Annotated in this window: 20 protein-coding genes; 9 read left to right on the top strand and 11 right to left on the bottom strand. The window is 62.3% G+C overall.

All coding sequences use genetic code 11. The features are described from left to right. Positions 1-64: 64 nt before the first annotated feature. Complete coding sequence (locus tag DFO48_RS19340) at positions 65-823, bottom strand: sulfite exporter TauE/SafE family protein (protein ID WP_003077693.1); 759 nt, start codon at positions 821-823, stop codon at positions 65-67. Positions 824-969: 146 nt separating this feature from the next. Between DFO48_RS19340 and DFO48_RS19335 the strand changes: the two genes are divergently transcribed. From DFO48_RS19335 to DFO48_RS19310, 6 genes are all read left to right on the top strand, one after another. Further along, positions 970-1875 (top strand): LysR substrate-binding domain-containing protein, encoded by a 906-nt coding sequence (locus DFO48_RS19335; RefSeq protein ID WP_114864497.1) that lies wholly within the window; start codon positions 970-972, stop codon positions 1873-1875. A 27-nt stretch (positions 1876-1902) separates the two neighbouring features. After that, a complete protein-coding gene (gene yegQ, locus DFO48_RS19330; RefSeq protein ID WP_114864496.1) occupies positions 1903-3291 on the top strand; it encodes a tRNA 5-hydroxyuridine modification protein YegQ in 1389 nt (462 codons plus the stop codon). Between the two features lie 155 nt (positions 3292-3446). Then, complete coding sequence (locus tag DFO48_RS19325; protein WP_003077699.1) at positions 3447-4307, top strand: hypothetical protein; 861 nt, start codon at positions 3447-3449, stop codon at positions 4305-4307. A gap of 256 nt (positions 4308-4563) precedes the next feature. After that, entirely contained in the window at positions 4564-6786 is a 2223-nt protein-coding gene (locus DFO48_RS19320) for a TonB-dependent siderophore receptor (RefSeq protein WP_114864495.1), read from the top strand. 62 nt (positions 6787-6848) lie between these two features. Continuing rightward, complete coding sequence (locus tag DFO48_RS19315) at positions 6849-7964, top strand: PepSY domain-containing protein (protein ID WP_114864494.1); 1116 nt, start codon at positions 6849-6851, stop codon at positions 7962-7964. 106 nt (positions 7965-8070) lie between these two features. Further along, on the top strand, positions 8071-8460 hold the full coding sequence (locus tag DFO48_RS19310) for a VOC family protein (RefSeq protein ID WP_012839226.1): 390 nt from the start codon (positions 8071-8073) through the stop codon (positions 8458-8460). Positions 8461-8533: 73 nt separating this feature from the next. Here DFO48_RS19310 and DFO48_RS19305 read toward each other — a convergent pair whose 3' ends face one another. From DFO48_RS19305 to DFO48_RS19275, 7 genes are all read right to left on the bottom strand, one after another. Further along, positions 8534-11440, bottom strand: coding sequence for an aconitate hydratase (locus DFO48_RS19305; RefSeq protein WP_114864493.1), 2907 nt, complete (start codon positions 11438-11440; stop codon positions 8534-8536). Between the two features lie 166 nt (positions 11441-11606). Then, positions 11607-12746, bottom strand: a complete 1140-nt coding sequence (locus DFO48_RS19300) for a CaiB/BaiF CoA-transferase family protein (protein ID WP_114864492.1) — start codon at positions 12744-12746, stop codon at positions 11607-11609. A 93-nt stretch (positions 12747-12839) separates the two neighbouring features. Then, positions 12840-13847: a tripartite tricarboxylate transporter substrate binding protein gene (locus DFO48_RS19295; protein ID WP_114864491.1), complete on the bottom strand. Its 1008-nt coding sequence runs from the start codon at positions 13845-13847 to the stop codon at positions 12840-12842. A gap of 30 nt (positions 13848-13877) precedes the next feature. Beyond that, positions 13878-15056 (bottom strand): M20 aminoacylase family protein, encoded by a 1179-nt coding sequence (locus tag DFO48_RS19290; protein ID WP_114864490.1) that lies wholly within the window; start codon positions 15054-15056, stop codon positions 13878-13880. A gap of 169 nt (positions 15057-15225) precedes the next feature. Beyond that, positions 15226-16209, bottom strand: a complete 984-nt coding sequence (locus tag DFO48_RS19285; RefSeq protein ID WP_003077714.1) for a tripartite tricarboxylate transporter substrate binding protein — start codon at positions 16207-16209, stop codon at positions 15226-15228. A 54-nt stretch (positions 16210-16263) separates the two neighbouring features. Continuing rightward, positions 16264-17259, bottom strand: a complete 996-nt coding sequence (locus DFO48_RS19280) for a tripartite tricarboxylate transporter substrate binding protein (RefSeq protein WP_003077716.1) — start codon at positions 17257-17259, stop codon at positions 16264-16266. A 95-nt stretch (positions 17260-17354) separates the two neighbouring features. Next, positions 17355-19064, bottom strand: coding sequence for an acyl-CoA dehydrogenase family protein (locus DFO48_RS19275; RefSeq protein ID WP_114864489.1), 1710 nt, complete (start codon positions 19062-19064; stop codon positions 17355-17357). Positions 19065-19316: 252 nt separating this feature from the next. Between DFO48_RS19275 and DFO48_RS19270 the strand changes: the two genes are divergently transcribed. After that, positions 19317-20204 carry a LysR family transcriptional regulator gene (locus DFO48_RS19270; RefSeq protein WP_114864488.1) on the top strand — a complete coding sequence of 296 codons (888 nt, stop codon included), beginning with the start codon at positions 19317-19319 and terminating at the stop codon, positions 20202-20204. 159 nt (positions 20205-20363) lie between these two features. On the opposite strand, the gene DFO48_RS19265 is transcribed toward DFO48_RS19270, so the two are convergent. Together DFO48_RS19265 and DFO48_RS19260 are read right to left on the bottom strand one after the other, a co-directional pair. After that, a complete protein-coding gene (locus tag DFO48_RS19265; protein ID WP_003077723.1) occupies positions 20364-21098 on the bottom strand; it encodes an aspartate/glutamate racemase family protein in 735 nt (244 codons plus the stop codon). A gap of 18 nt (positions 21099-21116) precedes the next feature. Then, positions 21117-22721 carry an NCS1 family nucleobase:cation symporter-1 gene (locus DFO48_RS19260; RefSeq protein WP_233506470.1) on the bottom strand — a complete coding sequence of 535 codons (1605 nt, stop codon included), beginning with the start codon at positions 22719-22721 and terminating at the stop codon, positions 21117-21119. 2 nt (positions 22722-22723) lie between these two features. Here DFO48_RS19260 and DFO48_RS19255 point away from each other — a divergent pair, with 2 nt between their 5' ends. Further along, the gene (locus tag DFO48_RS19255; RefSeq protein WP_147282763.1) at positions 22724-23053 is read left to right on the top strand and encodes a hypothetical protein; all 330 of its coding nucleotides are present in this window, start codon (positions 22724-22726) and stop codon (positions 23051-23053) included. Positions 23054-23787: 734 nt separating this feature from the next. On the opposite strand, the gene DFO48_RS19250 is transcribed toward DFO48_RS19255, so the two are convergent. Continuing rightward, on the bottom strand, positions 23788-24489 hold the full coding sequence (locus DFO48_RS19250; protein ID WP_003077729.1) for a GntR family transcriptional regulator: 702 nt from the start codon (positions 24487-24489) through the stop codon (positions 23788-23790). Positions 24490-24771: 282 nt separating this feature from the next. Between DFO48_RS19250 and DFO48_RS19245 the strand changes: the two genes are divergently transcribed. Next, positions 24772-25244: GntR family transcriptional regulator (locus DFO48_RS19245; RefSeq protein ID WP_147282762.1), on the top strand; the 473-nt coding region annotated here is incomplete at its 3' end.

Genomic DNA, 25244 nt, shown 5'->3' with positions numbered 1-25244 from the left:
TACCGGGCTGCTGCTCGGCAGCCTGTGGCTGGGCCTGTACCCCTTGCAACTACGGCCCGGCCACTCAGAAGCACAGGTAGGCCCCCAGGGCCAGCAGACTGAGCATCAGCAGCTTCCGGAAAAGCTCGGGCGAGAGCTTTTCGCGCAGCAACTCGCCCCAGTGCATGCCGGCCAGCGCCGGAATCAGCATCAGTGCCGAAGCCAGCAACCCCAGTCCCATCTCCTGCGCCTGCGCGCCCAGGCCTTGGCCCTGCCAGAGCAAACCGGCCCCCAGGGCCAGCGTGGAGGTGGTAAAGCACAGACCCATGGCCTGCATGAGTGCGGGACGGGACAGGCCCAGCGACTGCAAAAAGGCCACGGCCGGCACGACAAAGACACCGGTCACCGCCGTGATGGCGCCCGTCAGCAGGCCGCATGCCGCCCCCAGCCAGGCCTGGTGCGGCGCCGGCGTCTGCCAGCGCAGGCCCGACAGCCCCCACAGGGCGTATATCACCAGCGCCAGGCCCAGCGCCGGCCTGGCTGCGGGCAGGCTGCCGACTCCGCCCCAGAGGGCCACGCCTCCCAGCGTGCCCAACACAATGCCCAGCTGCATCCAGCCAAGACGCTGCAGCAAGGGCTGCAAACCCGCCACGGGCCGCATCTGCACCAGATTCGTCACCAGCGACGGCAAAAGCAGCAGCGCCGCCGCCTGCGCGGGCGGCATGAACACCGCCAGCAAGGCCATGGAAACCGTGGGCAGGCCCAGGCCCACCACGCCTTTGACACAACCCGCCAGGCCAAACACGGCAATGGCTGCCGCAGCCATCCAGCCTTCATTCCACATCATCAATCCTTCGTATTGCCCGAACCATCAAACATCGGCAAGAATCATTCTTCTCTTGCATAGCGCCAATAATCCAGCGATGAAAGATGCTTGACCAGCAGGATTATTCAAATAATGACTTCGTATAAACCTTAGGCTTGAACCCCATGCGCTTTGACCTGACCGACCTCCAGCTGTTTGTGCACATCCTCGACAGCGGCACGCTGACGGCAGCGGCACAGCTCAGCCATCTCACGCTGGCCTCGGCCAGCGAGCGCGTGCGCGGCATGGAGCAGCTTCTGGGCACGGCGCTGCTCATTCGCAAGGCACGCGGCGTGCAGCCCACGGCTGCGGGCCACACCCTGGGGCAGCATGCGCGGCAGGTGCTCAGCCAGATGCAGCTCCTGCGCGGAGCCATGGGCGAGTTCGGCGCCGGCCTGGCCGGGCAGATCCGGCTGCGCGGCAATACCTCGGCCGTGCGCGAGCACCTGCCGCTGGCCGTCAGCGGCTTTCTGCGCCAGCACCCGCAGATTGCGCTGGAGCTTCAGGAATGCCCCAGCAGCGAAGTGCTGGCCGGACTGCGCCAGGGCCTGTGCGATATCGGCGTGGCCGCCTGGGATGCCGAAGACGCGGCGGCCCTGGCAGGCCTGCACTGCCAACCCTGGAGGCCGGACCCGCTGGCCGCCGCATTGCCGCTGGGCCATGCGCTGGCCGGGCGCCGGCAACTGAAACTGGCCGAGCTGCTGCACGAGAACTGGGTCGGTCTGCCGCGCGAATCCGCCTTGCAGCAGCTGCTGCAGAAACAGGCCTTGCAGATCAATGACAGGCTGCTGCGCATGCAGGTCCAGCTGCAGCATTTCGAAGGTCTGTGCCAGCTCGTGGGCCAGGGCGTAGGCATTGCCGTGCTGCCGCTGGCCGCCGTGCAGCGCCACGGCGCCGCCACCGGCGTGGTAGCCGTGCCGCTGTCCGACGCCTGGGCGCAGCGCCAGCTGCTGCTGTGCACGCCCGCCGCGACGGCCTCCCTGTCATTGCCTGCGCGGCAGTTGCACGCGCAACTGCTACAGACCGCGTAGCCTTAGCAAGCCACGGTGAAAAGCGCTATGCGGGACAATAGCGCCATCATGACCCTCAAAGCCCCCGAACTGCTGCTGCCTGCCGGCTCGCTCGACAAGATGCGCGCCGCCTACGACTTTGGTGCCGACGCCGTCTACGCCGGCCAGCCGCGCTACAGCTTGCGCGCGCGCAACAACGAATTCCGCCTGGAGCAGATCGGCCAGGGCATTGCCGAGGCGCATGCACGCGGCAAGAAGTTCTTCCTGACCAGCAATCTGATTGCGCACAACGACAAGGTGCGCACCTATATCCGCGATATCGAGCCCATCATCGCCATGAAGCCCGACGCCATGATCATGGCCGACCCCGGGCTCATCATGATGGTCAAGGAAAAATGGCCCGAGCAGGAAATTCACCTGTCCGTACAGGCCAACACCACCAACCACGCCACCGTGAAGTTCTGGCAGAAGATGGGCGTCTCCCGCATCATCCTGTCGCGCGAGCTGAGCCTGGACGAGATCGAGAAGATCCGCCAGGAATGCCCCGACATGGAGCTGGAAGTGTTTGTGCACGGCGCACTGTGCATTGCCTACTCGGGCCGCTGTCTGCTGTCGGGCTACTTCAACCGCCGCGACCCCAACCAGGGCACCTGCACCAACGCCTGCCGCTGGGACTACAAGACGCATGACGCGGCCGTGGACCCCAACACCGGCGAGGCCCTGGGCCAGACCATGGAAAACGGCTTCAACTTCGAAGAAGCCAAGAACGATCTGGACAACCAGTTCACCAGTACCTGCGGCGACCAGCAGCGCCACCCCAAGGCCGATGCCATCTATCTGCTCGAGGAAAAGGGCCGCCCCGGCGAGATGATGCCCATCATGGAAGATGAGCACGGCACCTACATCATGAACTCCAAGGACCTGCGCGCCGTGGAGCATGTGGAGCGCCTGACCAGGATCGGTGTGGACTCGCTCAAGATCGAAGGCCGCACCAAGAGCCTGTACTACGTGGCCCGCACGGCCCAGACCTACCGCCGCGCCATCGACGACGCCGTGGCCGGACGCCCGTTCAACCCGCATCTGATCACCGAGCTCGAAGGCCTGGCCAACCGCGGCTATACCGGCGGCCTGCTGGAGCGCCGCCCTGCCAACGACTACCAGAACTACGAAACCGGCCACAGCGTGCTGCAGCGCAGCCACTTCGTGGGCGCGGTGCGCGGCTATGCCGACGGCATGGCCGAGATTGAAACCATGAACCGTTTCGCCGTGGGCGACACCATCGAAGTGATTCATCCCCAGGGCAACCGACAGGTCAAGCTGGAGAAAATGTTCAACCTCGAAGGCCAGCCCGTGGAAGTCGCACAAGGCAACCCCGTGCGCGTGCGCATTCCGCTGGAAGGCCCTGTGGAAGGTGCGCTGATTTCGCGTCTGCTGTAAGCTCAAGCAGCTTTGCATTTCCAACGCCCCATACACTGGGGCGTTGCTCTTTTATCTATAGCTACTTTCGCTCTCCCTCTCTTGAATTCACATTGATTTCATGCTGAAAACGAATACCAACAAGCGCAAGTAGCTCCTCAATTTAAAGAACACACATGGAACTGAAGATTGACGAAGGCCTGAAGGCCTATATCGACCCTCTGACCCCGGACGAGCACGAATCGCTGGAGCGCAGCATCCTCGCCGAAGGCTGCCGCGACTCCCTGGTGGTCTGGGGCGATCTGCTCATCGACGGCCACAACCGCTACGGCATCTGCCAAAAGCACGGCCTGCCCTTCAACACCGTGCAGGCCACGCAGTTCAAGAACATGGACGACGTGCATCTGTGGATGATCGACCAGCATCTGGGCCGCCGCTCGGTCTCCGACTTCCAGCGCGGCGTGCTGGCGCTGCGCAAGCGCGAGATCATTGCCGAGCGACGCGCTGCGGCAGCCGCTGCCGTGAACGCCGCCAAGGCCGCACAGCCGGCCAGCGAGGAAGCCCCCTGGGAAGGCGAGACCGACCCCGTGGTGGCCCAGGCCCTGGCCAGTGTTGCCAAGGTGCCCGACGAAGCGCTGGACACGCGTGAAGCCCTGGCCCGCGCCGCCCGCCTGTCGGCCGGCCAGGTCAAGATGATCGAGACCATCCAGGAAAAGGCAGCGCCCGAAGTCGTTGCCGCGGTCAAGGCTGGTGAGCTCTCGCTCAATGCCGCAGCCGTGGTCGCCACCCTGCCCGAGGAAGAGCAGCAGGCCGTGGCCGCCGAAGGCGCCGACGCGCTCAAGCAGGCCGCCAAGCGCGTGCGCGATGCCAAGAAAAAGCCCAAGGCCGCCAAGCCCGAAGCCGAAGAATCGGCAGAGGCCGCGCCAGCCGCCAGCCCCGAAGAGCTGCAGGCCCGCGTCACCGAGCTGGAAGCTGAGAACGAGCGCCTGCGCCTGCAGGTCAAGACCTTGCAGGACCTGCTGGCAGAACAGGGTTAAGTAGCCCTCTCGCCCGGCTCCCACATGCAGCTTCCCCGGACGGCCAGATTGCCGGACAGGGAGGCTGTTTTTTTGTGTCTCAACATAACCACATACAGCCAAATGACAGCCATTCTCATTAATATTCGCGCCTGCCAATAAACGCCACATAGCCCCCTCCGGCCCCGACTGAAGACAAGAGATGCCGCCAGCGCAAGGCTGGGGCAGCGCGCTGTTCATGCCAGCCAGGTGCTGTGTGCCTTCCTCTACAACACCTATGGCTAACCTCCATCTTTCCGCCCCTCCTGCTTTTCGCCTGAGCAGCGCCGCCGCTGCCGTTGCCGCAGCCCTTGGCGTGCTCGCCAGCCCCGTTCATGCACAGACGGCCAGCGCCACCGCCGCCGCTGCCGAAGCAGCCCTGGACTCGGTCACCGTCACCGGCAACTGGCTGGATGGCGATATGTCCAGTGCCGAGAAGGTTCTGGAGCATCCAGGTGCCCGCACCATCGTCGAGCGCGAGCGCATTCAGGAAAGCGGCGCGGCCACCTTGCGCGAAGCGCTGCGCCTGGTGCCCGGTGTGCAGGTTCAGGACAGCAACGGCACGGGCGGCAGCGATATCTCTCTGAACCTGAGCGTGCGCGGGCTGACCGCGCGCCTGTCGCCACGCTCCTATGTGCTGCAGGACGGCGTGCCCGTCTCCTACGCTCCCTACGGTCAGCCTCAGCTGTCGCTGGCGCCCGTGGCGCTGGGCAATCTGGACTCCATCGACGTGGTGCGCGGCGCAGGCTCGGTGCGCTACGGCCCGCAGAACGTGGGCGGCATCATCAACTTCACGACGCGTGCCATTCCCAAGACCTTTGCGGCCGAAGCCTCCATCGGCACCGAGATCTACAGCCACGGCGGCAATGTGAAGACCACGCCCAGCTTCTTTGTGGGCGGCACCAACGAGTCGGGCCTGGGCCTGGCCGTGCTGTATTCGGGCACGCACGGCAAGGGCTGGCGCAGCAGCAACGACAAGACCGACATCGACGATCTGCTGGTCAAGGGCAGCTACAAGCTCAGCAACAACAGCAGCATTTCCGCTTCGCTGCACCACTTCGAGGGCAAGGGCCAGATGCCCGGCGGCCTGACCACGGCCCAGTACGCAGCCGACCCGTTCCAGAGCACGCGCAACTATGACCAGTTCACGGGCCGCCGCACCGACGGCTCGCTCAAGTACAGCTACAAGGACGGTCGCAACAACTTCGAAGTGCTCAGCTACTACGTGGACTCCTTCCGCGGCAGCTATATCGAACGCGACGCCACAGGTGCCAATGCCGGCAAGCGCAGCCTCACGGCCGCACCGCGCGACTACAGCTACTACGGCGTGGAGCCGCGCTACTCGCGCATTTTCGAGACCGGCTCCGTGGTGCAGGAAGTCAGCGTTGGCTATCGCTACCTGAAGGAAAAGAGCTCCGAAACGGCGCTGGCCACTTCCGGCTTCTATGTGCCCGGCAAGGTCGATGCCATGGCCCTGCCGCTGAACACCACCCAGACCAGCCAGGGCGGCACCACGGCCAATGCCTTCTATATCGACAACCGCATCGATGTGGGCAACTGGACCATCACCCCCGGCGTGCGCTACGAGCGCATCCGCTCCTTCAACAATGTGGTGGACTACAAGGGCGCGACCGCAGCGGCCATCTACCCGACGGCGGCCGCCAACGAATGGCTGCCCACGCTGTCGGTGCTCTACCGCGTCGACAGCCACTGGTCGGTGTTCGCCAATGCCGGCAAGTCCTTCGGGCCCCAGCAGTACGCACAGCTGGCCCAGTCGTCCAACAACCAGCTCTATCCCGAATCGGCCAAGACCTATGAACTGGGCACGCACTACAAGAGCGATACCTGGAATGGCGAGCTGACGCTGTTCAACATCGACTTCAACAAGGAGCTGTTCCTGGATCGCCCGGGCGACGGCACCGGCAACGGCATCTGGACCGATCTGGGCGCCACGCGCCACCGTGGTCTGGAATCGGCGCTGCGCTATGACTTCGGCAAGAACTACCCGGCACTCAAGGGCCTGTCGCTGGGCATGAGCTATACCTTCACCCAGGCCACCAGCCAGGCTGGCCCCTTCGCAGGCCGCGACCTGCCGCTTTATTCGCGCCACACGGCCGGCCTGTCGGCACGTTACGCGATGGAGCGCTGGACCTTCAATGCCGATCTGAACGCCCAGTCCAAGCAGCGCTCGCCCGGCACGCCCGGCACCAGCGCCAAGCCCAATCCCTACATCACGCAGGAAGACGCCAACGGCAATCTGGGTGATATCCCCGGCTTTGCCATTCTGGGCCTGCGCACCAGCTACCAGGCGGGCAAGGAGCTGAACAATCTGCGCCTGACTGTGGGCATGAAGAACGTGTTTGACCGCCGCTACTTCACCCGCTCCACCGACAACAACGGCGGCGGCAAATACGTTGGCATGCCACGCACCCTGTACGTTCAGGCCACCCTGCCGTTCTAAGCGGCGGCCCCGCGAGTCCACCCTCAAGGCCGGTCTCGTGGGGCATCACACCATCACGCGCAATGACTTCGCTCCGTTCTCTGTGGCTGCGGCTGCATCGCTGGTTTGCCCTGGGCCTGGGCTGGATCCTGATTCTGGCCGGGCTCACCGGCACCCTGCTCATCATCGGCCAGCCGCTGGACCGCATGGCACACCCCGAGCTGTTCCAGGCCCGTACGACGCATGCGCAGCAGGCCGCAGCGCTGACGCCGATACTGGCAAGAGCCCATGAGGAATTCGGCAGCAAAGCCACTTTGCGCTTCCGACTGCCTCAGGAGAGGCTCGATAGCCTGTGGCTGCGCGTTCAGGCGGCCAACTGGCGCGGCACCATTTACCTGGACCCCGTCACCGGACAGGAGCAGGGCCGGCGCGGCGAGACCGAGGGCTTTGTCAACACACTGTTCAAGCTGCACAGCACCTTGCTGCTCGACGCCAATGGCAAGGCCATACTGGCCTGGACCACGCTGGCCTATGTGCTGCTGCTGCTGACGGGCGTCATTCTCTGGTGGCCCAAGCGCTGGCCGGGCAACTGGTGCATAGAACTGAACAAATCCCTGGTGCGCGCCCTGTTCGACATGCACCGCATCGGCGGCGTGATCATGGGCCTGCTGATCGCGGTGTCGGTCGTCACCGGTGCCTATATGGCTTGGCGACCGCTGGGCGACTGGCTCAATGTGCTCAGCAACAGCACGGCAATCAAGCCGCCCAAGCTGCCCGCACTGGCTGCGCAAGACGCCGCCCAGCCGCTGCCCGCCAATGTGGACGCCATGCTGGCCTCGGCCCGTGCGGCCATGCCCGATGCCCAGGCCAGCTTCGTGCAGTTGCCGCCCAATGCCAAACAAGCCGTGCGCATCCGCTTTCGCGCCCCCGGCGAGCCGCACCCCAACGGCATCAGCTCGGTATGGCTGGACCCGCGCAACGGTGCCGTGCTGGACGTCAGGCGCTGGAATGAACTCGACACCGGCGCTGCGGCAGTGGCCGTGGCCTATCCGCTGCACACGGGAGAGCTGGGGGGCGTGCTGATGGAAATCCTGGCCGGCCTCAACGGTCTGGTGCTGGGCGGCTTGGGAATCAGCGGAATCTGGCTCTGGTGGCACCGCCGCAAGGCCAGAAAGCTTGCGGCCCAGAGAAAGCCCTGAGGGATCCGCGCTCGGATGCCCCTGTTCAGGGTCGGGTCTGCTTGCATCACAGCCTCTGCGGCCTCAGCATCTGGACTTCCACCGATGAGCAGACAAGGAGCTGAAGATGGCTATGAATCCCGTTGGCTGGTTCGAGATCTACGTGCAGGACATGTCGCGCGCCAGAAGCTTCTACGAAGCCGTGCTGGGCTGTCAGCTGCAAGCGCTGGCCATGCCGGAAGGCGGCGAGCACCCCGATATGGAGATGTGGGCCTTTCCCGGACAGCCGGATAATGCCGGCGCCACCGGAGCGCTGGTCCGCATGCCCGAATGCCCCTCTGGCGGCGGCGGCACGCTGGTCTATTTCGTCTGTGAAGACTGCGCCGAGCAGGCCGCGCGCGTTGCACGCAACGGCGGCAGCCTGCACCGCGACAAAGTCTCCATAGGCCCTTATGGCTTTATTGCCCTGGCCATCGACACCGAAGGCAATATGTTTGGCCTGCACTCGATGAAATAGAGCTCGCACCGGTCCACGAAAAAGGCCTGCCTCCGAGAAGAGCAGGCCTTTTTTACGTGGCTAGCGGGTGCAATCAGGCCAGCAGTTGCCTCAGCACATAGGGCAGGATGCCGCCATGGCGGTAGTAGTCCACCTCGATGGGTGTATCGATGCGCAGCTTCACGGTCACGGTTTTCTTGCTGCCGTCGGGCCTGGTGATCACCAGTTGAGCATCGCTTTGCGGCGCCAGGTCAGCGGCTGGGATCACATCGATGAACTCCTCACCCGTCAGGCCCAGGCTTTGCCAGCTGTCATTGCCCTTGAACTGCAGCGGCAACACGCCCATGCCCACCAGATTGGAACGGTGAATGCGCTCGAAACTGCGTGCCACCACGGCCTTGATGCCCAGCAGCTGCGTGCCCTTGGCCGCCCAGTCGCGGCTGGAGCCCGTGCCGTATTCCTCGCCGGCCAGCACCACCGTGGCGCGGCCTGCGGCCTGGTACTTCATGGCCGCGTCGTAAATGGCCATCTTCTCGGTCTTGCCATGCTCATCGCGGAACAAGGTGACACCGCCCTCCTCGCGTGAGCCGTCGGCTGCGGCGGGAATCATCAGGTTCTTGATACGCACGTTGGCAAAAGTGCCGCGCATCATCACCTCGTGGTTGCCCCGGCGCGAGCCATAGCTGTTGAAGTCGGCTTTTTGCACGCCATGCTCGAGCAGCCACTTGCCGGCCGGCGAAGACTCCTTGATGGAGCCTGCGGGCGAGATATGGTCGGTGGTGATGGAGTCACCGAACAAGGCCATGATGCGGGCGCCGTGCGCAGCGCTTGGATTGGAGGCTCTATCTGTCGTTGCGGACGGCGCTTTCAGTTCCAGAGCAAAGTCGGCAAAGAACGGCGGCTCGGCGATATAGGTGCTCTCGGGCCAGGTGTAGGTGGCGCCTGTCACCCCCCGAATCTTTTCCCAGAGCTTGCCCGGCTCGCTGGCCACCTGCTCGTAATTGCTGCGGAAGGCCTTGCCATTCATGGCGAACTTGAGCAGCTCCTGAATCTCCTCGCTGCTGGGCCAGATATCGCCCAGATACACGTCCTTGCCGCCCTTGCCCTTGCCCACGGGCTCGGTCATCAGGTCCTTGCGCACTGTCCCGGCGATCGCATAGGCCACCACCAGCGGAGGGCTGGCCAGGAAGTTGGCCTTGATATTGGGGTGAATGCGGGCCTCGAAGTTGCGGTTGCCCGACAGGACGGCCGCGCAGACTAGATTGTTCTGCGTGATGACAGCATTGATCTCGGGGGTGAGATCACCGGCATTGCCAATGCAGGTGGTGCAGCCGTAGCCGGCCAGCGCAAAACCCAGCTTTTCCAGATAGGGCAGCAAGCCTGCCTCGGTCAGATAACGAGTCACCAGGCGGGAGCCCGGCGCCAGCGAGGTCTTGATATGCGGCTTGACCTTGAGGCCTGCCTGAACCGCCTTCTTGGCCAGCAGGCCTGCCGCCAGCATGACGCTGGGGTTGGAGGTATTGGTGCAGCTCGTGATGGCGGCAATCAGCACATCGCCGCTGCCGATATCGAAGCCCTTTTCCGGCGCTGCAACCGCATGGCTGGCATCAGAAGCAATCGCACTGGCCTCGGCCTTGCCGGTCTCGGGCGTGTTGCTCACCATCTCGGCCTTGTTGCGCTCCGCACCAGCCGACAGGGGTTTGCTCTCGGGCTGCAAGGCCTCGGGACCATCGGGACTCACCACGTGGCGACGCGCCAGTTGATCGGCAGGCAGGTTGAAGCCATTCTGGGCCACGGGAGCGCTGAACAGCTCGTCGAACTGCCCGGCCACATGGCCGATCTCGATGCGGTCCTGCGGGCGCTTGGGCCCGGCCAGGCTCGGAGCCACCTTGCCCAGGTCCAGCTTGACCACATGCGAGTAGTCGATTTCGCCGGCCTTGGGCACGCCAAACAGCTGCTGGGCCTTGAAGTAGGCCTCGAAGGCTTGGATCTCGCTCTTGGTACGTCCCGTTCCCTTGAAGTACTCGATGGTCTTTTCATCGACCGGGAAGAAACCCATGGTCGCCCCATATTCAGGAGCCATATTGCCGATGGTGGCGCGATCCGGCAGAGACAGGCTGCGCGTTCCTTCGCCAAAGAACTCGACGAATTTGCCGACCACTTTTTCCTTGCGCAGCAGCTCCGTGACAGTGAGCACCAGATCGGTGGCCGTCACACCCTCGCGCAACTGGCCGGTCAGCTCGAAGCCCACCACATCGGGCGTGAGGAAGTACACGGGCTGGCCCAGCATGGCCGCCTCGGCCTCGATACCGCCCACACCCCAGGCCACCACGCCTATGCCGTTGATCATGGTGGTATGGCTGTCGGTGCCGACCAGGGTGTCGGGGTAGTACACCGCATCACCCTTGCCGCTCCTTGCCTTGTGCACGCCGCGCGCCAGGTATTCCAGATTGACCTGGTGCACGATGCCGAAGCCCGGCGGCACGACACCGAAGGTGTCGAAGGCCTGCATGCCCCATTTCATGAACTGGTAGCGCTCCTGGTTGCGCTGGAACTCCAGCTTCATGTTCAGGTCCAGCGCCTTCTTGGTTCCGAAGTAGTCCACCATGATGGAGTGGTCCACCACCAGGTCCACGGGCACCAGCGGCTCGATGGACTTGGGCTTCTTGCCCAGCTTGGCAGCCGTGCTGCGCATGGCGGCCAGATCGGCCAGCAAGGGCACGCCGGTGAAGTCCTGCAGCACCACGCGCGCGACGACAAACGGAATCTCGTCGACCCGCTCGGCCTTGGGTTGCCAGCGCGCCAGCTGCGCCACATGCTCCTCGGTGATCTTGTTGCCGTCACAGTTGCGCAGCACCGATTCGAGCACGATACGAATCGAGACCGGCAGGCGCTTGATCTCCGGGAACTGCTTGGCCAGGGCCGGCAGGGAATAGAACTTGCCCTTCGTGCCCTCGGCCAGTTCAAAGGACTTCAGGGTTTTGGCAAAAGCATGCGACATCGTGAGACTCTCCATGGACAGAACACAGGGAAAACGCTTTTGCATTCCATTGTGCACACAACTCCCGAGAAAAGGGTGGGACAGGGCGCCGGCAACGCAAACCGGCTCGCATGGGGGCAAAAAAGAAAGCCCGCGCTGGGCGGGCTGGAGTTACGGTGAGGCAAGCTCAGGCGCCGGCATCCGGCAGAAACTCCTGTCCTTCGCTCAAGGGCGCAAAGCGGTAGCTGGCCGGCGTGCGGCTGAGCTTGACCGGTGCGCCCAGCCCCTGGTACTCGCCCATCTCCACCACCATTTCCCGGTGCGCGGTGTGCGGATGCGCTAGCGCCTGGGCGACATCGAGCACCGGCGCGGCGGGCACGCCTATGGCCATCAACTCATCGGCAAGCTTCACGCCATCGAGCAACGCAAACGCCTGCTGCAGCAAGGGCTTGAGCTCGGCACGATGAACGGAGCGCTGGCCTGCGGTGGCAAAGCGCTCGTCCTGCGCCAGCCCCTCCTGACCGACATGGCTGCACAGCAGCCGGAACTGTCGGTCATTGCCCACGGCCAGAAATATGGGGGCACCGCCGGTGCTGAGCACATCGTAGGGATAGATATTGGGATGGGCATTGCCCGAGCGCTGCGGCACCTTGCGCCCCATGAACCAGTTGGCTGCGTGGGGATGGAGCAGCGACAGGCCGGAGTCGTAGAGCGAGGCATCCACCAGCTGGCCCTGCCCGCTGCGCCCCCGCTCGTGCAGGGCCAGCAGCACGCCGATGGTGGCATTCAGCCCCGTCACCATGTCCACCACCGGCAGGCCCACGCGCAGCGGGTCGCCATCGGCCTCGCCGTTGATGCTCATGATGCCGGCCATGGCCTGGATGGCGGCGTCGTAGCCGGGCAGGCTGCCCAGAGGGCCGTCGGCGCCGAAGCCCGTGACGCGGCACCAGATCAGATGCGGCAGCTCTTCTCGCATCTGCTCAAAGCCTATGCCCCATTTTTCCATGGTGCCGACCTTGAAGTTCTCCACCACCACATCGGCCTGGGCCATCAGCTCGCGCACGCGCTGCTGGCCTTCGGGCACGGACAGATCGAGAAACTGGAGGCGCTTGTTGCGGTTCAAGCCGAAGTAGTAGGAGGCCACGCCGTCGCGAAACGGAGGCCCCCAGGTGCGGGTATCGTCACCCTGCGGCGGCTCCACCTTGAGCACATCGGCGCCATGGTCGCCCAGTATCTGGCCACAGAACGGACCGCCCAGAATGCGTGACAGATCAAGCACCTTGACGCCCTGCAAGGCTCCGGCGCCAACCGCGGCTGGATTGTGCATGTTTCACTTTCCGACAGAATGCAGGCCCATGGGCCCGCGTGTTGATCAAAGATTGCTCGAAGGCTTGCGCCGCCAGTCGCGGCAGCCCACGCCTCAGGCCAGAGGCTTTCGGCCCAGGCCGCGCACCAGCGCGCTCAGGCGCTGATGGATGGCATGGAAGCTCTGGTCCGCCTCTACCTGCGAGGCAACGGGCTGGCGGATATGCTTGCCCTCCAGCTCCAGCTTGGCGCGGATTTCCGGATTCACCAGCGCCTGCCCTATGGCGCTGCGCAGCGCGGCCACGCGATCGGCGGGTGTGCCCTTCTTCACGAAGTAGCCCGCACTGACCGTGTATTCAAAATCCGGGCTGAGGCGACTTTGCGATATCAGCGGCACATGGGCCAGCTCCTTGGGCAGGGTCCTGGAGAAACTGGTCAGAATTTTCAGGCGCCCCTGCTTGGCCATGCCTTCGAAGCTTGCCTGATAAGGCAGGATGGCGAAGTCCACCTGCCCTCCTGCCAGGTCCTGCAGAGCCGGCGCGCCGCCCTTGTAGGGCACGTGCAGAAACGGCAGCTTCAGTCTGGCTGCCAGGGCATCGCCCATCAGGTTGTACATGGAGTCCACGCCCACCGTGCCATAGGTCAGCGGGCCGCTTTTGCTGGCGCGTGCATATTCAATGAACTCGTCATAGCTTTCGACAGGCAGCCTGCTCTTGACCATGAGCACGATGGGCGACTCCGTCGTGGGGGCCGCCAGCGTGAAATCGCCTGGCTTGTAGCGCGCTGCCGTATTGAGCATGGGCGCCAGGAAGATCTCGTTGGCCGAGCCGTGAAAGAACATATAGCCGTCTGCTGGCGCGTTGAGCACCTTGGCCGCGGCAATCAGTCCCGTGCCGCCTCCCAGGTTCTCCACCACCACCTGCTGCCTGATGCTGCTGCCTATGGATTCGGCAAAGATGCGCGCTGCCACATCGCTGGCCCCGCCTGCAGGAAAAGGCACCATGAGAGTCAGAGGCTTGGCCGGAAAGCTTTCTGCAGCCCGGACCCAGCTCGAAGCTGCCGCCAAGGCAGCCGTCTGCCACAGTGTGTGCCGCATAAAGCTGCGGCGGTTCCATGTATCCATCTCCTGCCTCCCATTTCAGCAAGCGGCCGCTCAGGCCAGATAGCTTTGCACCAGTTGCGTCCAGAAGGCCGCACCGATGTGCAAGGCCTTGTCATTGAAGTCATACAGCGGGTTGTGCACCATGCAACCGCCATCCTCGCCCACGCCGTTGCCCAGCCGGATATAGGCACCGGGACGCTTTTGCAGCATGTAGGCAAAGTCCTCGCTGCCCATGGTGGGCGTGCGCTCGCCCACCTTGTCCTCGCCCAGCAGGCTGATTGCCACCTGGCGCGCGTACTCGGTCTGGGCTGCACAGTTCACGAGCACCGGGTATTTGTGCACGTAGTCGATGTCGCAGCTGAGCTGATAGCTCTCGGCCTGGGCCTGCACAAAGGCCTTGATGCGCGTCTCCACCCAGCTGCGCACGTCCGGGTGCAGGGCGCGCACGCCAATCTTGAGCACGGCGCTCTCGGGCACGATGTTGAAGACCTCGCCAGCCTGGATGGAGCCCACTGTGATCACGGCCGCATGCTGGGCATCGATCTCACGCGTGATGATGGACTGCAGGCCCAGCACGATGCTGGCCGCGCACTGCATGCTGTCTATGCCGTGGTGCGGCATGGCGCCATGGGCGCTGCGCCCGCGCAGCGTAACGGTTACGCGGTCGAACGAAGCCATGGCCGGTCCGGAGCTGATGGCCATCCGGCCCACGGGCAGGCCAGGCGCGTTGTGCAGCGCATAGATCTCGTCGCAGGGAAACAGCTCGAACAGGCCCTCGTCCACCATGCGCATGGCGCCGCCCTCATTCTCCTCGGCAGGCTGGAAGATCAGGTTCAGCGTACCGTCGAAATCGAGCTTTTCGGCGATGTACTTTGCCGCGCACAGCAAGATGGCGGTATGTCCGTCATGGCCGCAGGCGTGCATTTTCCCAGGCAGTCGGCTGGCATAGTCCAGGCCTGTTCTTTCATGGATGGGCAAGGCATCCATGTCCGCGCGTATGCCCAGCGACTTGCTGCCCGAGCCTTTCTTGAGCACGCCGACCACGCCGGTCACGCCCAAACCTCGGTGCACGGCATAACCCCAGCGAGTCAGGGATGCGGCCACCAAATCGCTGGTGCGCGTCTCCTCGAAAGCCAGTTCGGGATGGGCATGGATGCTGCGGCGCACCTCGACGAACTCGGCTGCGACGGACTGCAGTTGTGCGAGCAGAAGGGAAGGTGAAGATATCATGGCTATGGATAGGTGAAGTACCCCGGCTCATGCATTGCATGGACTCTCGGGCAGTGGCAGGCAGTGCGAAACAGTGTCCTCCTCATGACCAAGATGAGGAGTTTCGAAAAGTTCTAACACGTCCAACCTTCGATGGCATGCCTGCGCTTGCGCCCAAGCGACAGCGCCATCAGTCAAGCTTCACGCCGGCCTTTTGCACCACCTCGCTCCATTTGTCGAGTTCGCTCTTGACGAAGCCGGCCAGATAGGCGGGCCTGGCATCCGCGCCGCGCTCAAGGCCCTGGGCCGCAAAGGCGTTCTTCACATTCTCGGAATCCAGCGCTTTGGCATAGGCCTGATTGAGCAGCTCCACCCGCTCTACCGGCATGCCCTTGGGGCCGACCACGCCGAAGAACACGCTCACGTCATAGCCAGCCAGACCCTGCTCGGCGATGGTGGGGATCAAGGGCATGGCGCTGGAGCGTTTGGACGTGGCCACGCCCAGGGCCTTGACCTTGCCGGCCTTGATATAGGGCATGGCCGTGAGGATGTCGGTGAAAGTCATGTCCACCTGACCGGCCAGCAGGTCGTTGAGTGCCGGCCCCGTGCCCCTGTATGGCACATGCTGCAGCTGGGTGCCGGCCAGGCCATTGAACAGCACACCCGCCAGATGGGATGAAGCACCATTGCCCGAAGACGCGAAATTGAGCTTGCCGGGCTTGCTCTTGTCCAGCGCAATCAGCTCCTTGACGTTGCCAACGCCCAGATCCGGCCGAACCACCAGTACATTGGGCAGATAGCCAACGTAGATGATGGGCGTGAAGCTGGTGCGTGGGTCGTAGCTGATGGACTTGTACAGCGGCTTGTTGATGGCCAGCGGACCCGAAGTACCGAACATCAGCGTATAGCCGTCAGGCTTGGCACGTGCCACGAAGTCGGCTCCGATATTGCCGCCGGCGCCGGCCTTGTTCTCCACGATCACGCTCTGGCCCAGCTCCTTGGTCAGCTCGGTAGCCAGAATGCGCGCCATGGCGTCGGTAGGGCCGCCAGGTGGAAACGGCACGATGAACGTGATGGGGCGTGTCGGGTATTTCTCCTGGGCAAGTGCGGGCAGTGCTGCCGACAGGGCGGCGGATGCCATCAGGCCCAGCGCTGCGCGTCTGGCTCTATGCATGTCTGTCTCCTTGGAAGGGTGTTGCCGATGAACCGGCCAGATATCACTGAGATATCACTGGGGGGTACCGCCGGCACCGGCCTTGAAGTGCTCCATGCGCGTCTTCTCGCGTGCGTAGGCGCTCCTGGCGTACTGCTCGAACTCTTGCGGGCTGCGGTAGTTCAGCGGCTGATTGAGTTGTTCGAGGATCTTGCGCCCCTGCGCCGACTCAAGAGCAGCCTTGAAGGCGTCATGAATGATGCGCAACCGCGCCGGAGCCAGGCCGGCAGGGGCGGCAATCCCATAAGGCGACTCGATCACCGCGTCCACGCCCAGCTCCGTCAAGGTGGGTACCTGGGGGAACTGCGGAACACGACTGGAGGTGAACATTGCCAGGTAGCGCAATCGGCCCGACTGGACATGCTGGGAGGCTACGCCGGAGAGCACGCCCGCATCGATGTGACCGCCCAACAGGTCGCTGGCCTGCTCCGAGTCACCCTTGTAGGGCACGCGATTGAACTGCAGGCCCGTGGACTGCACCAGCTCGCTGAGCACGATGCTGGGCGTTTGCACCGGGCCGGCCGCACCGACGGAGATCTGGCCGGGACGCCTGCTCGCATCTTCGGCAAACTCCTTCCAGCTCTTCCACGGCGCTTCCCGACGCACAGCCAGCCCGAAGGTGTAGTCGGTCATGCCGATCACATAGCTCAGCTTCAAGGGGTCAAAGCTCACCCGGTTCAGATACGGTTCGCGATAGACACTGGCAGGCAGCACGGCCAGGGTGTAGCCATCAGGCTGAGCCCGCGCCAGCTCCACCGCGCCAAACGTGCCGTTGGCGCCTGGCTTGTTCTCTATGACCACCGGTTGCCCCAGCAGCTGCGAGGCTTGCTGTGCCACCACCCGCAAATGCGCGTCCGTCGGCCCGCCCGCGCCATAAGGCACCACCAGGCGTATCGGCCGAGCCGGATAGGAGTCGCCCTGAGCCTGCACGGCGAAATGGGCTGCCGCCAGCAGCACTGCACCCGAGGCTGCGACCAGCAGCCTTCGGCGCTCTCTTGTGTGATTGCGCATATTTGTCTCCTTGCAGAAATAATCCGAGAGCCGATAGCGCCTTTCTCACGAAGCGCTTCAGCCGTTTCTTCTACTTATTTCAAGGCCGCCAGCAATCACTCCAGCCACTGCGCCGGCACGGCGGCCGCATCGTCCAGCGGATCACGCGGCAGCACACGGTGCAGCAGCACCAGCTGCGACAGGCGCAGGCGCTCGTTTGATCCGGTCTGTGCGGCTTCCCAGGCCATGGCGATGGCCGTGGTGCAGTTGTACAGAGCTGTGGCGGCCTGGCGAGCCAGCACTTCGCCGCCGTCCTGAGCGGCCCTATCGGCCAGGGTGCTGGCGCGGGCCAATGCATCTTCCAGCGCCTGGCGGTAACCGGGCACCAGGCGGGCGTGATCGAGCAAGCCACGCAGGTACTGCTGCAGTACGGGCAACGAACCTTCGCGCTTGATGGCGCGGATCACGTCCAACGCCACGATATTGCTGGTGCCTTCCCAGATGGAGCCCAGGTGGGCATCGCGCACCAGACGCGGATCGCTCCACTCCTCGATATAGCCGCAGCCGCCGCGCACTTCCATCGCATCGCCAGTGACCTTGCGTGCATCGCGGCAGGCGCGGAACTTGATCAGCGGCGTCAGGATGCGCAGCAGCGCATAGGCATCCGGCTGGCCCGCGTCGGAGCGCATCAGCGTCTGCGCGGTCTGGAACACCATGGTGCGTGCCTGCTCGGCGGGCACGCGCAGCTTGTCGAGCTGGCGCTGCATCAGCGGCATCTGCTCCAGGCGCTTGCCAAAGGCAATGCGTTCATGGGCGATGAATTCGGCCTCGGCCACAGCGCGGCGCATCATGCCGGCGGAGCGCACACCGTTGGACAAACGCGAGTTGTTGACCATATCGGCCATCTGCACAAAGCCCCGGCCCTGCTCACCCACGAGATAGGCCACGGCGCCGTCCATGCGGATCTCGCCGCTGGCCATGGACTTGGTGCCCAGCTTGTCCTTGAGGCGGACGATGCGGTAGCGATTGGTGCTGCCATCGTCCAGGGAACGCGGCAGCAGAAACAGCGAGATGCCCTTCATGCCCGGCGCTCCACCCTCCACACGAGCCAGCACCATGGCGAACTCGGCATCGGGGTTGGAGCAGAACCACTTGTCGCCGGTGAGAAGCCAGGAGCCATCGGCCTGAGGGGCGGCCATAGTCAGCGTGTTGGCGATGTCCGAGCCTGCTGCCTGCTCGGTCATGAACATCGCGCCCTGGGCCTGGTTTTCCCAATCCAGCGAGAGCAGCTGAGGCAAATACTTGTCCACCAGCTCAGGGGTACCGTACTTCTTGAGCGTGCGCGTCAGCGAATCGGTCATGGACAACGGGCAGCACAGACCGAACTCGGACTGCACGAACAGAAAGGTCAGCGCGTACTTGACGATGGGCGGCAGCTTGCCGCTCCAGCCCAGCATGTCTTCCCGGTGCGAGATGGCCTGCAGGCCGAACTCCCCGTAGGCGATGCGCTCAAGCTCTTCATAGGCTGGATGCTTGATGATGCGCTGGCTGTCCTGGCCGGCGCGGCTGCGGTGCTCGAGCGTGGGCGGATTCCTGTCGGCAATGCCGGCCAGCTCGTCGACGCGCCCACCGGCCAGCTCACCCATGCGCTGCAGATAGGGCTGCAGATGCGCCAGCAGATCGGCTGGCAGATAAAGCGCCAGCAGCGACTGCAACTCAGGATCGGTGGCGTAGAAATTGGCTCCGTGGCGATCAGGCACGGGATGGGCTGCAGCGCGCTCAGCCTGGGCCAAGGCATGCATCTGGCTCTTATCGTTTGCGGACATGAACGTCTCCTGCTGAATTCGAATATCCCCCTGAGGAGCTGAGCGCCCTCTCATTGGAAAGAGGACGACAACCTCGCTACAGGGCTGACCTTGCTTGCCGTCTCTGGTTGGGGCTGTGACGAATTCAGGCGATATGTACCGCACACAAAGCCGGCAATGGAGGCAAGGACTGTCACGAATTTCAGCACCCTCATATATTCGCGTCAAATATTATTAAAATCTTTCTCAATACTTCTAAAATATCAATAACCCATGGAACTGAGACTGCTGCACTACTTCGTCACCCTCGCCGAAGAGCTTCATTTCAGCCGTGCGGCCCAGCGGCTGTCGATCTCCCAGCCCCCGCTGTCCGTAGCCATCAAGCAGCTGGAGCAGGAACTGCAGGCCCAGTTGTTCGAGCGCAGCAGCAAGGGCGTACGGCTGACTGCGGCCGGTGAACATTTGCTGGACAAGGCGCGCCAGCTATTGGCTCTGAGTCAGCAGGCCGCACAGGAAACGCGCGACGTGGCCCAGGGCACGCGAGGCCATCTGCGCCTGGGTTTCGTCGGATCGAGCCTGTACCGCGGCTTGCCACAGGCACTGGAGCGGTTCCAGCACGACCACCCCCTGGTGCGCGTGGACATGCTTGAGGCCAACAGCGCAGAGCAAATTCTGGACCTGCAGCAAATGCGGCTAGACATGGCCCTGGTCCACTCCATACAGCCGCCCGAAGGAATTGCCAGCCGGCTGCTGATGGAAGAGCCTTTCGTGGTCTGCCTGCCCGAGCGCCACCCGCTGCACGCCAGCTCCGCCATCGATCTGGCCGAACTCAAGAACGACCGTCTGATCCTGTTCTCCAGCCTGGTCTCGCCCACCTATCACCAGCGCATCTACGAGATGTGCCTGGCCCATGGCTTTGCACCCGAAGTACGCCACGAGGTACGGCACTGGCTGTCGGTGATCTCTCTGGTTTCGCTGGGTCAGGGCGTGGCACTGGTGCCCCAGGCACTGACGCGCGTGGGCATGCCGCGCCTGGTGTTTCGTCCGCTCAAAGGCTCGCACCCATCTTCAGAAATGCTGGCCATGTGGCGTCGTACGCCGGCCAATCCGCTGGTGCAGGCATTGCTGGCCTGCCTGCAGCAGGCGGTAACAGAGCTATGACGCCAAGTCAGGACCGATCATCGCTGACCGGCAGGCCAGCCCGCGGATCTACTTCAACGCTTCACTGCCGAATTCTTCGAGACAGCATTGACTGCCCACAAGGAACTCTCGCCTGAATGGAAACAAGAGGCCAGGACGATTGACACAACTCAAGGCAATTCATCCTGCGACCTGGCTAGCGAATGGGAAGCCGGTCACGCGCTTGGCTCGGGGGGGCGCGTAGGTACGGACCTTGGAGGTGCTCAGGCCCAGGCGCACCAGCGACTCGGCAATGGTCACGGCCGCAGCTACTCCATCGACCACTGGTACACCGGTCAGCTCACGGATCTTGGCATCCAGTTCGGCCATGCCTCCACAGCCGAGGCAAATGACTTCAGCATGGTCTTCGCTGACGGCAAGGCCCGCTTGACGAACAATCGCTTCAACCGCGCGTTCGGGTTGAGTCTCCAACTCCAGCACAGCCATGCCGCTGGCGCGAACCGATGCACAGCGTTCGTCCAGGCCAGCGAGCTTTAGTCGGTCCTCAATCAATGGCACAGCGCGATCCAGCGTCGTGACCACCGAGTATTTGTGGCCCAGGAACATGGCCGCAGTGGCCGCCGCCTCGGTGATGTCCACCACGGGAACGTCCAGCAACTCCTGCAGGCCCTCGCGGCCATGTTCACCGTAGCCGGCTTGAATGACTGCATCAAAGGGCTGTCGATAGCTCATCACTGCATCCATGACACCGACCGCGGCAAGATAGCTCTCAAAATTCCCCTCGACCGATTCGGCACCAAAGCGCGGGGTCAGCGCGACTATCTCTGTTCCAGGCGCAGCAACTTTCCGAGCTTGCATGCCAATGGCATGGGTCATCGACTCAGTGGTGTTCACGTTCACGATCAGAATGCGCATGATTTTCAACTTTCTTTCTCAGTGTTTGGCGGAGGCTACGGAAATGGCTTCGCCATCCTGGTCTTCGTAGGTGAGTCCTTTCGGTGCAACCATCCAATAGAACAGAGCACCAAGTCCGGCTGCGATGAACCAGGAGAACTGGGACAGCGATTGCAGCGTCGGCAGGAATGCAAAGAGCAGCGAGATCAGGGATGAAGGAATCAGCGCCTGAATTGCCTTGGGGTTGATGCCATTGCGGTAGTGATAGGGGCCTGCGGGGTCGTGTGTATAGAGCGCCGGCACGTTCACGCGCTGTTTGCGGATCAGCCAGTAGTCGGCCATCACGATGCCGAATAGCGGTCCCAGAAATGAACCCAGCCCTCCCAGGAAGTAGACGATGACCAGTGGAGAGTTGTAGAGATTCCAGGGCAGGATCACGAAACCGAGAACTGCACTGACAAGAGCTGCCCGGCGGAAGTTCAGATGCCTGGGCATGAGGTTTGCCAACGCCAGGGCCGGAGCCACGAAATTTGCCATCAGGTTCACGGCAATGGTCAGGATCAGCAGTGAAAGACTGGCCAGCATCAACAGTGGCTTGTTGGGAATGTTCTGGACGATGTCGGTCGGGCTTTGAATCAGCGTGCCATCGATGGCAAGTTGTCCCCCCGTCAAAATGACGACGATCAAGCCGAAGATCAGCATATTGATCGGAATACCCCAGAAATTGCCTTTCACCACAGCGCTGCTTGAAGTAGCTGCCCGTGTGAAATCACAGAAGTTCAGCACGAAGGTACCGTAGATGGCAACCCACAGTGACGCTGCGCCCAGGATCTGCAGCCACATGGCTTTGCCGCTGCTTTCAAAAGGGGCGGACCAGTGCAGAGTCCACTTGGCGCTATAGAAGATCCATCCTGCCAGGGCAATGAAAGTCAACAGAATTACAGGGCCGGCAAAGGCCTCGTACTTTCGGATGCTCTCCATGCCCCAGCAGGCAATGAGCACCTGCACAACCCACAGGATGGAAAAGCTAAGCCAGCCCAGCAATGGCAGGCCCAGTACGACTTGCTCTTTGAGCGATTGCAAGCCGGGAAACAGCGTGATCAGCATCACGTCGAGGACCATGGATGCCAGGTAGGTCTGAATGCCGAACCAGGCAATAGCGACTCCGCCGCGGATCAATGCAGGAATCTGCGCACCGCGTGTACCAAAGCTGATGCGGCTCATCACCGGAAATGGAATCCCTGTACGGGTCCCCATAAAGCCCGAGAGGGACAGCAGCACGAATAGAAATGCCGCACCCAGCAAAAGCGCCATCAGGATCTGGTGTCCTCCCAGCCCAAGTGTAAAAAGACCAATGGCAAACGCGTAGTTGCCGAGGCTGTGTACATCGTTGGCCCAAAGGGTGAACAGGCTGTAGCTCCCCCAGGTACGCCCCTCCTTTGAGGTTGGTGCCAGATCGTGGTTGTACAGCGCCGGAGAAACTCCGGCCGGCAAGCCCTCATCTCGCTTTGGGCTTGTGGTGTTGGCCCCCGAGGTTAATGACTCACCATGGGTGTCCAGTACTAGGTTGTTCATATGCCGCCTTCCATCAGGGTGCGCCGTGGAGCCCCTTTGCCATGACCTCATTTCGGCTGAGCAGGCCATGCTTGTCTACCGTTATTAGCGGCTACGGGCGACGCAGGCCTGCAGCCATGTTTTCGCTGCTGAAGAGCTGTGATGCTCATGAAGCGAATCGAATCTGCCCCATATCCATCTGCTTCCGCAAGCTTGTTCAGCAATGCTTTGAACACATCGCTGACATGCATGCAATGTATACAAGGCATGAATTCAAGATGCTAGTAGGAACCCTTGTTCTATCGGCCAGAGAGATTGGTTCGGTGGAGTCCTCAGATGGGAGGACAAACGGTCACCAGCAGGCGCAGCAAGCCCTGGCGCGCATTTCTGCACTGGGCGAGGCGCAGGAACCTACACTTTGATCATGGCTGTTTTGCGCAGATATCCATCTATGAACTTCTCCACGATCCGCGCTGAGCAAAGCCAGGTCACTGTGCGTATCCAGGTGCCATAGAAAATATTGCCGAAGTCGCACACCGCAATGAGTACCAGTAGTCACCGGTCAGTTGCTGCAAAGCTGGCATTCAGCCCGTGTCCATCGCAGCAATATCGCTCGCCAATGAGCAATCGGCGCTGATGCGCCCATGGCTTTGAGATCAGTTGGAATGCAAGGCAAGACCTTGGCAGCTGCATTCACCAAGTGCGGCAGCAGTCGAGATAGATGGATAGTCCATTCGGCAGGTAATGCGCAGACGAGCGCTCTGTTGCGATCGGTGGCATTGGCAATTCTTGCTGGAAGACCATTCCACGACGCGATGGCTATCCGTGTGGTTTCATGGCCCTCATTGAAACTGTGGCGACGTCTATCTGCTGCGCGAGCCATTCCAAGTCCTGGTCGAGGAGCTGGCGTAGCGCCGATGCCATGATCTCCATGGACCGGCTCCTTGATGAATGCCGCCAGGCACGATCAGCGAACGCTCAAGTCATCACCGGCACAGATGGCGAGCTCAATCGCTGCCTGCCAGGGGCAAGCGCTTCAAGCGTCAATATTGGCTCGCCGGAAAGTGATGGGAGCTCAAGATCAGGGAAGCGGCCGAGCAGCCGAGGGGCTCAACCAGGCTTGATCCCGCCCAGGACTCCCATCGACTTGAAACGCCTATTTGGCTGAAGACGAATCTTCAGGAGCCAGAATGGAGCGGAGTCGGTTGCGTGCTCCGCGACGACCGATCAGGCTTTCATCAAGGCGCGATGCCAACGCATCAATGTGAGCAATCATTAATTGTTCGGCCCGCAAATTGTCCCCATCTGCCAGCGCCTCAACAATGGCAGCGTGATCGTCATTGAAGACTCTGGCCTCAGTCTTCGATTGATATAGATCTGAGATCAAAGTTGTTCGCGCCGAGAGATCGACCATCATAGAAGTCAGGAACCGATTGCCGAGACACTCTGCCAAACAAATATGAAAGTCGGCCAGCAGCCAGCTGCGGGCTTCTGCGTCCCCACAGGCAATGGCTTTGCGCTCTTCGGCGATGTGCTTGCGCAGGCGTTTCAGTGTTGCCTGCAAGGGTTGACCAGCGTCACGCAACATGCCCGGTTCAACGACGCGCCTCGCTGCATAGGTTTCCTGAGCCTCCTCAAACGAAGGCTCTGCAACATACCAGCCAACCCTGGAGCGGACCTCCACAAAACCCCGGGTCTGAAGGTGCATCAATGCCTCGCGGACCAGGGTTCGACTGACCTGAAACAAGTCCGCAATGTCTTGCTCACCAAGTTTCTCTCCTGGACGGAGCTTGGCTGTCAGGATCGACTCTATGAGACGCTCGGCGATCTTGGTTTTGGTGATGACTGGAGTACTCATTAAATTGATTTTATGCGACCGAGCTGTTACGAAGTTGAGGATCGGAAGAGTCAATAAATTCGACCGTGCCCGCAATGGCAGGTGATAAATATTGCGCTCCAGAGAGCATGTGGCAGAGCTGGCTGAAGGAGGAGCGTAAGTTAAATACGCCTAGCGGGCCATTCATCTATCTTCTCCTGCGATTGCCTCAAGAAACGCCCGATACGCCTTAAGGGAGAACACCTACCTTTTCTTGAATCAATGTTGTATACAAGTGTTGAGTTCAAGATCTATGATGAAGCAATGGAAACCTCACTTACTTGGTCCATTGCAGAAAGTCTGACCAAAGCAATTGTTGAACATCGACTGATGCCCGGCACCAAGTTGCCGGAACAGAAGCTGGCCAATCATTTTGGTGTTTCCCGCACTTTGGTTCGCCAGGCTTTGTTTCAGGCATCACAGAACCGGCTGATCACACTCGAGCCCACGCGCGGTGCCTTTGTGGCCACGCCCTCGGTTGAAGAAGCGCGCCAGGTCTTTGCCGTGCGTCGCATGCTCGAAGCCGAAATGGTGCGCAATTTTGCCGCGCAGCAGACACCCTCCCGCTTGCTGGAGCTCAAAGCGCATGTGGCTGCCGAGAAGAAGGCCATGGAAGCCAATGACGTGGGCCAGCGCACCGAACTGCTGGGCGACTTCCACGTGCGCATGGCCGAGCTCATGGGCAACGAGGTGCTGGCTCAGCTGCTGGGCGAGCTGATTTCCCGCTGCGCATTGAT

This window comes from Comamonas sp. AG1104 (genome assembly GCF_003350425.1).
Taxonomy (GTDB): Bacteria; Pseudomonadota; Gammaproteobacteria; order Burkholderiales; family Burkholderiaceae_C; genus Comamonas; species Comamonas testosteroni.
This window is presented reverse-complemented; position numbering and strand designations above follow the sequence as displayed.